The sequence below is a fragment of the Streptomyces sp. NPDC053076 genome (genome assembly GCF_044546845.1).
In the GTDB taxonomy this organism is placed as follows: Bacteria; Actinomycetota; Actinomycetes; order Streptomycetales; family Streptomycetaceae; genus Streptomyces.
On the sequence record NZ_JBITZL010000003.1, the window covers coordinates 349,246 to 363,860 of the forward strand.

A 14,615-nucleotide genomic window follows, 5' to 3' on the forward strand; every position below is an offset into this window, starting at 1 on the left:
CCCTGCCGGATCAGCGTGCGTCGGGAACGGTGAGCCCTCGGTCGAAGGCGTGCGGTGCGTGCGCGGTTCAGCCGTTGTCACTCCGCGCGATCAGGCCGGTGACCTGTTCGTCGTCGACGGTGAGCGGTCTGCTCTCCAGCAGCTCGGCCAGCTTCGCGACCGTCGACGCCTGGAAGAGGTCGCCGGCCGTGACGCGTACCGGCAGCTCCGCCTCGATGCGTACGGCGAGCTGGGAGAGGAGGAGGGACTGCGCGCCCGAGGCGAAGAAGTCGTCGTGGATGCCGACCTCGGCCCGGCCGAGCAACTCCGCCCAGATGCGGGCGATCAGCGACTCCAGGGGTGTCCGCGGGGGAACGGCGGCCTGTGCGCCGGGTGCCGTCGCGCCGTCGGACCGCCAGCCGCCGACCCGCGACAGGGCCTCGGACAGATACGCCTCGCGCGTCGCGCGCCGCTGGATCTTGCCGCTGGAGGTCTTGGGAAGGGTGCGGGGCGGTATGAGCACCAGTTCGTGGAGGTCGGCCTCGCACTCCTCCCGCACCGCGCGGCGGGCGGCGAGGGCGACGGCTTCGGTGTCCGCCCCGTCCGCGACCTCGAACACCAGGGCCAACCGTTCCTCGCCGTCCACGGGAACGGTGAAGGCCGCGCCGCAGCCGGGCCGCAGAGCAGGGTGGCTCCGCTCGGCGGCCTCCTCCACGTCGTGCGGATACACATTGCGGCCCCGCAGGATGAGCAGGTCCTTCAGCCGGCCCGTGACCGCGAGCGCGCCCTCCCCGTCGAGCGCGCCCAGGTCACCGGTGCGCAGATAGGGGCCGCGCCCGTCCGGCAGGGTGGCGCCGAACAGCGCCGTGCTCTCGGTGGGCCGACCCCAGTAGCCCGCGGAGACGCTGGGACCGGAGACCCAGACCTCTCCGACCTGCCCGGACTTGGCCGGGGCCAGGGTGGCGGTGTCCACCACGACGACGGACTGCTCGCCGCGAGCCGTCCCGCAGGCGATCCTGGACACGCCCTCGACCGGGAATCGGCGCACGCTCTCGCCGACCGGGTCGGCGGTGACCAGCAGGGTCGCCTCGGCCAGGCCGTAGCTGGGGCGGAAGGCGGCGGGATCGAAGCCCACGGGGGCGAACCGCTCCGTGAACCGCTCGATCGTCTCCACGCGCACCGGCTCCGCGCCGTTCACCGCCGCACGCCAGGAGGACAGATCGAGCGACGCCCGCCGCTCGTCGTCGATCTTTCGCAGACACAGTTCGTATCCGAAATTCGGAGCCGGGCTGATCGTGCCCCGGTGGACGGAGATTGCCTTCAGCCAGCGGTACGGTTTCTGGAGGAAATGCAGCGGAGACATGAGAACGCCTGGAAATCCGCCGTAAAGAGGCTCCAGTATCGCGCCGATAAGTCCCATGTCGTGATACGGAGGAAGCCAGCTGACCATGACGTCGCGAGCGGTCCCGGCAAACGACTGATAGATGGCCCGCAGATTGTGGATGAGGTTCGCGTGCGTCAGCATGACACCGCGCGGAAGGCGGGTGGAGCCGGAGGTGTACTGGAGGAAGGCGAGGTCTTCCGGCGCCACGGCGACGGGGTCGGTGCCGGCCGGGCCCGGCGCGCCCGCCCGTGGGGCGTCGGGCCCCGGCGCGTCCGCCGCGATCCACCGGAGTGGGGCGTCCAGCGCGGACCGGGTGAGCGGCAGCAGATCCTTCGTGGTCAGGGCGATGCTCGCCCCCGCGTCGGTGACGATGGCGTTCAGCCGGCCGAGGCTACGCGTGTCCTGCGGCGGATAGGCCGGTACGGCCACGACGCCCGCGAGCAGGCATCCGAAGAACGCGGTGATGTAGTCGAGGCCCGGAGGGAAGAGGAGCAGCGCCCGCTCGCCCGGCTCGTGCCTCGCGCGCAGCGCGCCCGCCACTTCGGCGGCCGCGGTATACAGCCGCCGATAGCTGATCTCGCGTTCGTCGTCCTCGCCGTCGGCAAGGAAAACGTAAGCGGTGCCATGGGGATTCTCTAATGCTCTGTCCCGGAGTATATGAACAAGAGTAGGAGGCGTCGGCGACGGGATTGCGGGCATACTGACCGCCCCTCCGGACGTGATAAGGATGTTTCGTTCAGCTACCTGCTGGCCGCACGAGGGGCCACACTAAAACCAGGTCCAGGCCACGTCAATCCGATGGCCGGGGACGCGTGGGGCGGTCGCCGATATTCTGCCACCGGAGCCGACGTATAGATCTTGCTGGAACATTGCCCGAATGTTTCGAGGGCCGGTGCGGGGGGTCGTACCGGCTTCCGGAGCGGCTGATGGGTCCGGCGGTGCGAAGTACCGTTTTTGCAGGCAGGGTCGACGGCCCCGGCCCATGGCGCGGGCGCCGTACCCGCCTCCGCGCCGTGACCGCACGGCCCGGCGGAGCCCGTGCGAGAGGCGGTCCGCACGCCGGACCCCGGCTCGGGTCATGTCTGAAACATGACAGGAGCCCCGGGGGTCCTGCCCCGACTCACAGGCGGCCCTGCTCGCACACTTGGCGGGCGACCTCCCGCGGCGTGGTGTCCCGCTCCCGCGACGCCTGGCCGGCCGCGCCGGGCTCCGGGGCGTGGGCGGAAGACCGGGCCTGGCCGGCCGGCCGGGCACTGGTCCATGCTGGCCCCTGGCCGCCGTTGCCCTTTCCCGGGAGACACCCATGCCCAAGCCCCGCTTCGCCGTCCTCGGCGCCGGCAGTATCGGCTGTCATCTCGGCGGCCACCTCGCCGCCGCCGGGCATGACGTGGCATTCATCGGCCGGCCGGCCGCCATGGATGTGCTGCGGATGCGGGGTCTCACCCTCAGTACCTCCGTCCGGCCGCCCGTCCACCTCACGCCGGAGCAGCTGACGCCGGCCACCGGTCCCGAAGCCGCCGCCGGCGCCGACTATGTGCTCGTCACCGTGAAGAGCGCCGGGACCGAGGCCGCCGCCAAGGATCTCGCCCCTCATCTCGCCCCCGGCGCCGTCGTGGTCAGCTTCCAGAACGGGCTGCACAACCCCGCCGTTCTGCGCGCCGCGCTCCCCGGCCACACCGTGCTGGCCGGGATGGTTCCCTACAACGTGGTGCAGTCCGAGCCGGGCGTCGTGCACCAGGGCATGCCGGGCAGACTCATGACCGAGCCCGACGACCTGCTCGGCGCCGCCTTCCGCGAGGCGGGCCTGGACATCGAGTCCCGCACCGACATGTCCGAAGTGCAGCACGCCAAGCTGCTGATGAACCTGAACAACGCTATCAACGCCCTCTCGGGGATGCCGTTGCGCGAGCAGCTCGGCCGGCGGGCGTACCGCCGCTGCCTCGCCCTCTGCCAGCGCGAGGCCCTCGCCGCCTACCGCGCCGCCGGGGTCGCACCCGCCCGCCTCGGCCCCACCGCGCCCGGCGTCACCCCGTATGTGCTGGGGCTGCCCGACGCCCTGTTCCGCCGGGTGGCGGCGGCGACCCTGCGCATCGACGCCCACGCGCGTTCCTCGATGTGGGAGGACCTCCAGCGCGGCCGGTCCACGGAGATCGATGCGCTACAGGGCGAGATCGTCTCCCTCGCCGCCGCCCACGGACGAACCGCCGCCGCGAACGCGCGTCTTGTGGCCCTGGTGCGCGAGGCGGAGACCACACCGCGCACCTGGAGCGGACCGGAGCTCTACGCCGAGCTGCGTGCGGCGCGCTGAACGGCGGTCCGGCGCCGATGCGCCGGGCCGGAGCAGGCCATGGGCGCACGTACGGCATGACCCGCTCGGAGCGCGTGCGGTCTTGGCCTGGACGGGCCGGCCTGGACGGCTCAGCCGGACGGGGGCGCCTGACCACCGTGCCCGTCGGGGGCGCCTGACCACCGCGCCCGTCAGGGGTGCTGACCACCGTGCCCGTCGGGGATGCCGGCCACCGTGCTCGTCAGCTCCGCTGACCACTGTGCCCGTCGGGCCTCTGAACCACCGTGCGTGTCGGGGCCGCTGACCACCGCGGCCGCTGACGACTGTGCCCGTCGGGCCGCTGAACCACCGTGCGTGTCGGGGCCGCTGACCACCGCGGCCGCTGACGACTGTGCCCGTCGGGCCGCTGAACCACCGTGCCCGTCGGCACTGCCGGCCACCGTGCCACAAGGCGATCGTTTCCCGGGACCCCTTACCCGGCCGCAGGGGCCCCTGGGGGCCGTAGGGGTGTCTTGCGTCATCGCCGCCTGCCTAGCCTCCGACAACGGAGGGGAAGCGGACCGGAAACCGTCCGGAGGCGATCCGCACGGCCCAGGCCCTCACTTCGATCTCGATCGGATGGCGCGCTGGTGAACAACGAAGAGCAACTGCTCGACTACCTCAAGCGGACCACCGCGGAACTGCGGGAGGCCCGTCGACGGCTGCGCGAGAACGAGCAACGCGCACACGGCCCCGTCGCCGTGGTCGGCATCGGCTGCCGCTACCCGGGCGGCGTCACCACTGCCGAGGAACTGTGGGACCTGGTCGCGTCCGGGACCGACGCGGTGTCCGACTTCCCGGCCGACCGGGGCTGGGACGTGGACGCCCTCTACGACCCCGACCCGCAGCGGCCCGGCAGGACCTACGCCCGCACCGGCGGATTCCTGCACGACGCCGCCGACTTCGACCACGACTTCTTCGGCATCAGCCCCCGCGAGGCCCTCGCCATGGATCCGCAGCAGCGGCTGCTGCTGGAGACCTCGTACGAGGCCCTCGAGCGGGCCGGCATCGTCCCGGCCTCCCTGCGCGGCAGCCGCACCGGCGTGTTCGCAGGCGTGATGTACAACGACTACGCCACCCGCCTCACCTCCGTACCCGACGACCTCGACGGTTACCTCGCCAACGGCAGCGCCGCCAGCATCGCCTCCGGACGCGTCGCCTACACCTTCGGCCTCGAAGGCCCGGTGGTCACCGTCGACACCGCCTGCTCCTCCTCGCTCGTCGCCCTGCACTGGGCGGTGCGCGCGCTGCAGTCGGACGAGTGCTCGCTCGCCCTCGCCGGCGGGGTCACCGTGATGTCCACACCGGAGACGTTCATCGACTTCAGCCGACAGCGCGGACTCGCCCCGGACGGCCGCTGCAAGGCGTTCGCGACGGCGGCAGACGGCACCGGCTGGGGCGAGGGCGCCGGCATGCTGCTGCTGGAGCGGCTCGCCGACGCCCGGCGCAACGGCCACCCGGTGCTCGCCGTCATCCGGGGCAGCGCCGTCAACTCCGACGGCGCCAGCAGCCGCCTGACCGCGCCCAACGGCCCCTCCCAGCAGCGCGTCATCCGGCAGGCGCTGGCCGGTGCCGGGCTCACCGCCGCCGACGTCGACGTGGTCGAGGCACACGGCACCGGAACCTCCCTCGGCGACCCCATCGAGGCCCAGGCCCTGCTCGCCACCTACGGCCAGGACCGTACGCAGCCGCTGCTGCTGGGCTCGGTCAAGTCCAACCTCGGGCACACCCAGGCCGCCGCGGGCGTCGCCGGTGTCATCAAGACGGTGCTGGCCATGCGGCACGGTGAAGTGCCGCCGACGCTCCACGTCGATGCCCCCACCGACCAGGTGGACTGGAGCACGGGCGCTGTCGAACTGGCCCTTGAGCGGCGCCCGTGGCCCGGCACCGGACGGCCCCGACGCGCCGCCGTCTCCTCCTTCGGCATCAGCGGCACCAACGCCCACGTCATCCTCGAACAGGCGCCCGCCGAGCCGGGCCCGGCCGGGGACGAGGACAGCCGAACCGGGCGGGACGGAGCTTGGCTTCCCTGGATCGTCTCGGGCCGTACCCGCCAGGCCCTCGCCGGACAGATCGCGCGTCTGCGCGACCACCTCGACCGGCACCCCGGCACCCGCCCGGCCGACCTGGGTCTGTCGCTGGCCACCACTCGCGCCCGCTTCGAGCACCGCGCCGTCGCGGTCGGCCGGGACACCGCCGAACTGCTCGCCGGACTCGCCGCCGCGCCACCGCTCACCCAGGTGGGCGGCCGGACTGCCTTCCTGTTCACCGGCCAGGGAGCGCAGCGGCCCGGCATGGGCCGCGCCCTGCGCCGGGCCTTCCCGGTGTACGCGAAGGCGTTCGACGCGGTGTGCGCGCTCGCCGACCGGAGCCTGGACAGGCCGCTCGCCGAGGTGATCGACGCCGACGCCGACCTGCTGACCCGTACCGACTACGCGCAGATCGCCCTCTTCGCCACCGAAGTGGCCCTGTACCGCCTCCTGGAGTCCTGGGGCGTGACCCCCGACTACCTGGCCGGACACTCCGTCGGCGAACTGGCCGCCGCCCATGTCGCCGGGGTGCTGTCCCTGCCGGACGCCGTCCGGCTCGTGCTCGCGCGCGGCACCCTGATGGCTGCCCTGCCCGCGGGCGGCGCCATGGCGGCGCTGCGCGCCACCGAGGAGGAGGTCGCCCCCCACCTGAACGACCGGGTCGGCCTCGCCGCCGTCAACGGCCCCCGCTCCGTGGTCGTTTCCGGTGCCGAGGACGCCGTGGACGCCCTCGCGGCCCGCTTCGAAAAGAGCAAGCGGCTGAAGGTCTCGCACGCTTTCCACTCGCCGCTGATGGAGCCGATGCTGGCCGGCTTCGCCGAGGCCGCAGCCCGGTGTTCCTTCGAGGCGCCGCGGATCCCGATCGTCTCCACGCTCACCGGCGTGCTGGCCGATCCCGGCCGCATGGCCACCGCCGGTTACTGGGTCGAGCACGTCCGCCGGCCCGTCCGCTTCGCCCCCGCCATCGCCGCCCTGCACGAGCTGGGCGTCCGCGCCTTCCTCGAAGTCGGCCCGGACGCCGCCCTCACCGCCCTGGCCGCGGACTGCCTGCCCGGGGACAGCGTGACCGTCGCCGGGTCGCGCCGCGACGGTGACGAGGAACGCGACCTGGTCACGGCCGTGGCCCGGCTGCACGCGGCCGGCACCGCCGTGGACTGGGCGGCGTTCTTCGCCCCGCACGCCGCCCGGCACACCGGCCTGCCCACCTACGCCTTCCAGCGCCAACGGCTCTGGCTGGAGGCCACCGCAGGCGGTAGCGGCGACGCCGACGGCCTGGGGCAGAGCGCCACCGGCCATCCGCTGCTGACCGCCGCGGCCGACCTGCCGGACACCGGGGGAGCGGTGCTCACCGGCCGGCTCTCCCGCGCCTCTCACCCCTGGCTCGCCGACCACGCCGTGCACGGCACGGTGCTGCTGCCCGGCACCGCCTTCGTCGAGATGGCGCTGCAGGCGGCGGAGCGTACCGGCTGCGACACCGTCGACGAACTCACCCTGCACGCCCCGCTGATCCTGCCCGAGCAGGGCGCACTGGCCGTACAGGTGGCCGTCGGCGGTGAGCGCGACGGACGGCGGGAGCTGACCGTCTGGTCCCGCCGCGCCGACACCCCCGACGCGGCGTGGACACGCAACGCGGCCGGCGTCGTGACCGGGGCGGACGAGGGGAGCCCGACCTCCTTGGCCGACTGGCCGCCCGAGGGCGCCGAACCCGTCGACCTGGAGGGCCTCTACCCCGGCCTGGCCCGCACCGGCTACGGCTACGGCGAGGTCTTCCAGGGCCTGCGTGCCATGTGGCGCCGGGGTGACGAACTGTTCGCCGAGGCGGCCCTGCCCGACGGCGCCCGTGCCACCGCCGCCGCGTTCGGCGTGCACCCGGCGCTCCTGGACGCCGTCCTGCACGTCAACCTGCTGGACCTGCCCGGCGGCCAGGCGGTGCTGCCGTTCGCCTGGGGCGGTGTCACCCTGCACGCGGCCGGCACCGACACCCTGCGCCTGCGTCTGTCCCCGTCCGGCCCCGACGCCGTCACCCTCGCCCTCGCCGACGGCACCGGCGCGCCGGTCGCGACCGTGCGCAGCCTGGTGGCCCGCCCCGTCTCCGCCGAGCAGCTCGCCGGGGACGGTGACGACCCGCTGTACCGGGTGGACCTCGTCCCGGCACCCGCCCCGGCGACCGCCACCGACCCGCCCACCCTGGCGGTGTGCGGCCTCCCGGACACCGCTCTCCGGGCCACCGGCCGCGTGCACACCGGTCTCGTCGGGGCCGGCCTCCCGGACGCCCGCCGCGTGGACACCGGTCTGCCGGACACCGACCGCGTGGACGCCGGCCTCCCGGACACCGGCCCCGTGGACACCGGCCCTGACGAGACCAATGTCGACGCGCCCCGTCACGCCGACCTGGCCGCCCTCACCGCCGCCGGTCCGGTGCCCGACGTGGTGGTCCTGGCCGTACCGGCCGCCCCCGCCGTCGTGACGGATCTGCCCGGCCTGATACGGGAGCGGGTGAACGCCGCCCTGGACACACTGCGCGCCTGGTCGGCCGACGAGCGCTGTGCCGACCGCCGGCTCGCCGTGCTGCTGCGCACCGGCGACCTCACCCACGCCCCCCTCTACGGACTCGTACGCGCGGCCCAGGCCGAGAACCCCGGCCGGTTCCTGCTCGTCGACAGCGACACCAGTGCCGCACCGGGCCCCGCCCTCGCCGCCGCGATCGCCTCCGGCGAACCGGAGGTCGCGGTGCGGGACGGCGAGGTGCGGGTGCCGCGGCTGGCCCGCGCCAAGCCAGGCGGTTCGCTCGCCTGGGACCCGGACGGCACCGTTCTGATCACGGGCGGCACCGGCGGCCTCGGTGCCCTGATCGCCCGTCACCTGGTCACCGAGCACGGCGTACGACACCTGCTGCTGGCCGGCCGGCGCGGCGCGGACGCCCCCGGAGCCGCCGAACTGCGGGACGGCCTGGTCGAGTCGGGAGCCGAGGTCACCCTCGCCCGGTGCGATGCCGCCGACCGCGCCGAGCTGGCCGCGCTGCTGGCCGAGCACGACGTGCGGGCCGTGGTGCACGCCGCCGGCGTCGTCGACAACGGTGTACTGACCGCCCTCGGCCCGGACCAGGTCGACCGGGTGCTGCGGCCCAAGGCGGACGCCGCCTGGAACCTGCACGAACTGACCCGCGACAACGACCTGTCGGCGTTCGTCCTGCTGTCCTCCACCGCGGGTCTGCTGGTCGGCGGCGGCCAGGCCAACTACGCCGCCGCCAACACCTTCCTCGACGGCCTCGCCGCCCACCGCCGCTCGCTCGGCCTGCCCGCCGTCTCCCTCGCCTACGGTCTGTGGTCCGGCTCCGGCGGCATGAGCGCCGGCATCGGCGCCGCCGACCTGGAACGGCTGCGCCGGCTCGGCCTGCCGCCGCTGACCCCCGCCCAGGGACTGCGGGCCTTCGACGCCGGCCTCGGCGGCGAGGACGCCGTACTGGTGCCCGTCCGCCTGGACGCCGCCGCGGTGCGCGCCCGGCCCGACGGCGTACCCGCGCTCCTGCGCGGCCTGGTACGGCCCGCCCGGCGGCGCGGTGCCGAGCCCGGCGCGGGCACACCCGCCGGCTCCTGGCGCGACCGGCTGGCGCCGCTGGCCGACGCCGACCGCGACCGCGCCCTGCTCGAGTTGGTCCGCACCCACGTCGCCGGCGTCCTCGGGCACCCCTCACCCGAGTCGGTGGACCCCGGACGCGCCTTCCAGGAGATGGGCTTCGACTCGCTCGCCGCCGTCGAACTGCGCAACCACCTCGCGGGCGCCACCGGCCTCACCCTGCCGGCCACGCTGGTCTTCGACCAGCCCACGCCCCTCACCCTCGCCGCCCACCTCAAGACCGCGCTCGTGCCCGCACCGGCCGACCGGGCCCGGTCCGCGCTGGCCGAACTGGACCGCCTCGAAACCACCCTGCGCGGCCTGCCCGACCAGGACGGCAGCCACGCCCGTGTCACCGCGCGTCTCGAAGCGCTGCTGCGCAGCTGGCAGGACACCCACGGACGTCCCACCGCGCCCGAGGCGCCGGAGGACTTCCGGGACGCCAGCGACGACGAACTCTTCGCCAGGATCGACAACGAACTGGGAGCCCTGTGATGGAAGACTCGGCCACGGCCGGCAAGCTCCGCGACTACCTCAAGCGGGCCACGACCGAGCTGGAGCGCAGCCGCCGCCGCGTACGGGAGCTGGAGGAGCGGGACCGCGAGCCCGTCGCCATCATCGGCATGGGCTGCCGCTACCCCGGCGGGGTGCGCACGCCCGAGGACCTGTGGCGGATCGTCGACGAGGGCACCGACGTCGTCACCGAGTTCCCCACCGACCGCGGCTGGGACGTCGAGGCGATCTACGACCCCGAGCCGGGAGCCCCCGGCAAGTCCTACGTCCGCCACGGCGGCTTCCTGCACGACGCCGCCGAGTGCGACCCGGCGTTCTTCGGCATCAGTCCCAAGGACGCCCCCGGCACCGACCCGCAGCAGCGGCTGCTGCTGGAGGTCACCTGGGAGGCGTTCGAGCGCGCGGGCATCGACCCCACCACGGTCAAGGGCTCCTCCACCGGTGTCTTCGTCGGCCTGATGCACCACGACTACATCGGCGGCACCATCTCCGGCAGCATCGTCTCCGGCCGCATCGCCTACACCCTCGGCCTGGAGGGCCCCGCGGTCACCATGGACACCGCCTGCTCGTCCTCCCTGGTGGCGCTGCACTCGGCCATCCAGTCGCTGCGCAAGGGGGAGTGCTCCCTGGCGCTGGCGGGCGGCGCCGCCGTCATGGCCAGCCCCGAGATGTTCATCGAGTTCAGCGAGCGCCGCGCGCTGTCCCCCGACGGCCGCTGCCACTCCTTCTCCGACGGCGCCGCGGGCGCCGCCTGGGCCGAGGGCGCCGGCATGCTGCTCGTGGAGCGGCTGACCGACGCGCTGCGCAACGGCCACGAGGTGCTCGCCGTCGTCCGCGGCTCGGCCGTCAACCAGGACGGCGCCTCCAACGGCCTGACCGCGCCCAGCGGCCCGGCCCAGATCCGGGTCATCCGGCAGGCCCTCGCCGACGCGCGGCTCGCCCCGCACCACGTCGACGTGGTCGAGGCACACGGCACCGGCACCACCCTCGGCGACCCCATCGAGGCCCAGGCCGTCATCGCCGCCTACGGGCAGGACCGGCCCGGGAACCAGCCCATGTGGCTCGGCTCCATCAAGTCCAACATGGGTCACCCGCAGGCCGCGGCCGGCGTCGGCGCCGTCATCAAGATGGTCATGGCGATGCGCCACGGCATCCTGCCGCGCACCCTGCACGCCGAGACGCCCAGCACCGCCGTCGACTGGAGCGCGGGCGACGTCCGGCTGCTCACCGAGCCCCGCCCCTGGGACACCCCCGACGGACGTCCCCGGCGCGCCGGCGTGTCCTCCTTCGGCATCTCCGGCACCAACGCCCACACCATCCTCGAGCAGGCGCCGCCCGCCGAGCCGGACGCGCCCGCCCCGCAGCGCGCCGCGCTGCCCGTCGTACCGTGGGTGCTGTCCGGCAAGGGCTCCGACGCCGTCCAGCGCCAGGCGGAGCGGCTGCTCGCGGTCGCCGCCGGTCTCGACGCGTACGACGTCGGGCACTCACTGGCCACCACGCGTACCGTGTTCTCCCACCGGGCCGCCGTCACCGGCCGCGACCGGGACGAGCTGCTGGCCGGTCTGCGTGCCGTCGCCGACGGCAGCGCGCCCGTCGTGGTGGCGCCCGAACCCGGCCGGCTCGGCATGCTGTTCTCCGGCCAGGGATCCCAGCGGCCCGGTATGGGCCGCACCCTGCACGCCGCGTTCCCGGTGTTCGCCGCCGCCTTCGACGAGATCTGCGCCGCCTTCGACGCACACCTGGACCGTCCGCTGCGCGAGGTCATGTTCGACGAGGACCCCGACCCCGCCACATCGCCGCTGCACCGGACCATGTACACCCAGGCGGCCCTGTTCACGTTCGAGACCGCCCTGTACCGGCTGCTGGAGCACTGGGGCGTCCGCCCCGACCTGCTCGCCGGGCACTCCATCGGCGAGGTCGTCGCCGCGCACGCCGCGGGGGTCCTGGAACTGCCGGACGCGGTCGCCCTGGTCGCCGCCCGCGGCAGGCTGATGCAGGAACTGCCGGCCGGCGGCGCGATGGTGTCCCTGCTGGCCACCGAGGCCGAGGTCAGGCCGCTGCTCACCGACGGCGTCGACATCGCCGCCGTCAACGGCCCGCGCGCGGTGGTCGTCTCCGGTGACGAGGAAGCCGTACTCGCGGTCGCCGCACAGGTGGAGAAGTCCACCCGGCTGAAGGTGTCGCACGCCTTCCACTCCCACCGCATGGACCCCATGCTCGACGCCTTCCGCGAGGTGCTGTCGGGCCTCACCTTCCACGAGCCCGCCCTGCCGGTCGTCTCCAACGTCACCGGCGCCCTGGCCGGCGAACTCACCTCGCCCGACTACTGGGTACGGCACGTCCGCGAGGCCGTCCGCTTCCACGACGGAGTCACCGCGCTGGCCGCCGAGGGCGCCACCCGCTTCCTGGAGGTCGGCCCCGACTCGGTGCTCACCAACCTGGCGCAGGACGTGGTGCCCGACGTCATCGGCACCCAGCGACGCGACCGCGCCGAGGACGCCGCCCTGGTCGACGCCGTCTGCCGGCTGCACCTGACCGGCCCCGGCCCCGACTGGACGGTGCTGTTCGCCGGGGGCCGCAGGGTCGACCTGCCCACCTACCCCTTCCGCCGCGACCGGCACTGGGAGGACGCCCCCATCCTCCAGGCCGAGCGCTCGGCGACGGCCCGCGCGGGCGGTGACGCGGCCGACCCGTTCTGGGAACTGGTCCGGGACCAGGACGTGACCGCGGTCGCCGCCACGCTCGGTGTCGCCGACGAGTCGTCCGTCGCCGCCGTCGTACCGGCCCTCGCGGCCTGGCACGGGCAACGGCAGGCCAACGCCGCCGCCGACGGCTGGCGGCACCGGGTCACCTGGGAGCCGCTGGCGCCCGCCGCCACCCCGGCGCTCGGCGGGCACTGGCTGGCCGTCGTCCCCGCCACCGGCGACGCCTGGACGACCGCTGTCCTGACCGGGCTCACCGACCGGGGCCTCACCGTCGACGCCCGCACGGTGCCGGACACGGCCGACCGCACGGAACTCGCCGGGCTGCTCACCGGCCACGGTGCGGTCGACGGTGTCCTGTCCCTGCTGGCGCCCGGCACCGAACCGGCCGCCACCGCCACCCTCGTACAGGCCCTCGGGGACGCCGAGCTCACCGCCCCGCTGTGGTGCGTCACGCGCGATGCCGTCGCCCACGGCACTTCCGCCACCGTCACCGGCCTCGCCCAGGCCCCGGTGTGGGGTCTCGGCCGGGTCGCCGCCCTGGAGCACCCCGACCGCTGGGGCGGACTGGTCGACCTGCCCGCCGAGGTCGGCCCGCGGACCGTCGCCCGGCTGGCCGCGCTCCTCGGCGACGCCGGTGGCGAGGACCAGGTCGTCATCCGCGAGTCCGGTGCCTACGGCCGGCGGCTGGAGCACGCCCCGGCCCGCGCCGGCGCCCCCTGGAAGCCGTCCGGCACGGTGCTGGTCACCGGCGCCACCGGTGCCGTCGGCACGGCCGTCGCCCGGTGGCTGGCCGCCGCCGGCGCCGACCACCTGCTGCTGACCTCGCGCCGCGGCCCGGACGCGGCCGGCGCCGCGGACCTCGTCCGCGAACTCACCGGCAGCGGTGCCGAGGTGACCCTCGTCGCGTGCGACGTCACCGACCGCCGGGCGCTGGCCGCGTTGCTCGACTCCGTACCCGAGGAGCACCCCCTCACCGCGGTGCTGCACCTGGCCGGCGTCCTCGACGACGGCGTCCTGGACGCGCTCACCCCCGAACGGTTCACCGGCGTCCTCGCCCCCAAGGCCGACGCCGCCCGCCACCTGCACGAACTGACCGCGGACCGCGACCTGTCGGCGTTCGTGCTGTTCTCCTCCCTGACCGCCACCGTCGGCGGCGCGGGACAGGCCAACTACGCCGCCGCCAACGCCTACCTCGACGCCCTCGCCGAGCACCGGCGCGCGGCCGGGCTGCCCGCCACCTCGGTGGCCTGGGGCCCGTGGGGCGGCGAGGGCATGGCCGCCCACGGCACCGTCCGCTCGGCGGCCCGCGCGATGGGCATGTCCCCCCTCGACCCCGACCGCGCGCTCACCGCGCTGCAACGCGCCCTGGACGGCGGCGACACCACCGTCACCGTCGCCGACGTCGACTGGTCGGTGTTCGCGCCCGCGTTCACCTCGTCCCGGCCGAGCGCCCTGCTCTCCTCCCTGCCCGAGGCGCGGCGCGGCACGGGCGGCGGCGCCGAGGCGGGTACGGTCGACGGCTTCGCCGAGCGGCTCGCGGGCCTCACCGGCGGCGAACGCGAGCGGGCCCTGCAGGAGTTGGTCTGCGGCCAGGCCGCCACCGTCCTCGGCTACGCCGACGCCGGCGCGGTCGAGCCGACCACCGCCTTCCGCGACCTCGGCTTCGACTCCCTCACCTCCGTCGACCTGCGCAACCGGATCAGCAGCGCCGCCGGGGTGCCGCTGCCGGCCACCCTCATCTTCGACTACGCCACCCCCGCCGCCCTCGCCAAGCACCTGGGCAGCGAACTCGCGGGCGCCGACCCCACCGTGGACTCGGTCGTCGCCGAACTCGACCGGGTCGCGGCCCGGCTCGGCGACCTCACCGCCGAGGACATCGAACAGGGCCGCATCACCACCCGCCTCCAGTCACTGCTCACCGACCTGAACAAGACCCTCGGCCAGGACGCCGCCACCGTCGCCGGACGGCTCGAGGAAGCCTCCGCCGACGACGTCTTCGCCTTCATCGACAACGAACTCGGCTCGGCGTGAGGCGACCCTCCCACGACACCCCGGCCCCACCG

4 protein-coding genes are annotated in these 14,615 nt (G+C 74.7%); 3 read left to right on the top strand and 1 reads right to left on the bottom strand.

Annotated features, from left to right (window positions below; all coding sequences use genetic code 11):
- Positions 1-67: 67 nt before the first annotated feature.
- On the bottom strand, positions 68-2,062 hold the full coding sequence (locus ACIGYR_RS15140) for an AMP-binding protein (RefSeq protein ID WP_399599289.1): 1,995 nt from the start codon (positions 2,060-2,062) through the stop codon (positions 68-70).
- A 604-nt stretch (positions 2,063-2,666) separates the two neighbouring features.
- On the opposite strand from ACIGYR_RS15140, the gene ACIGYR_RS15145 reads away from it, so the two are divergent.
- The 3 genes from ACIGYR_RS15145 (at position 2,667) to ACIGYR_RS15155 (ending at position 14,583) form a co-directional block, all read left to right on the top strand.
- Positions 2,667-3,671, top strand: coding sequence for a 2-dehydropantoate 2-reductase (locus ACIGYR_RS15145; protein WP_399599291.1), 1,005 nt, complete (start codon positions 2,667-2,669; stop codon positions 3,669-3,671).
- A gap of 608 nt (positions 3,672-4,279) precedes the next feature.
- Positions 4,280-9,829 (top strand): SDR family NAD(P)-dependent oxidoreductase, encoded by a 5,550-nt coding sequence (locus ACIGYR_RS15150; protein WP_399599293.1) that lies wholly within the window; start codon positions 4,280-4,282, stop codon positions 9,827-9,829.
- Positions 9,826-14,583, top strand: coding sequence for a type I polyketide synthase (locus ACIGYR_RS15155; RefSeq protein ID WP_399599297.1), 4,758 nt, complete (start codon positions 9,826-9,828; stop codon positions 14,581-14,583). Before ACIGYR_RS15150 ends, ACIGYR_RS15155 begins: the two co-directional genes overlap by 4 nt.
- The last annotated feature ends 32 nt before the right edge of the window (positions 14,584-14,615 follow it).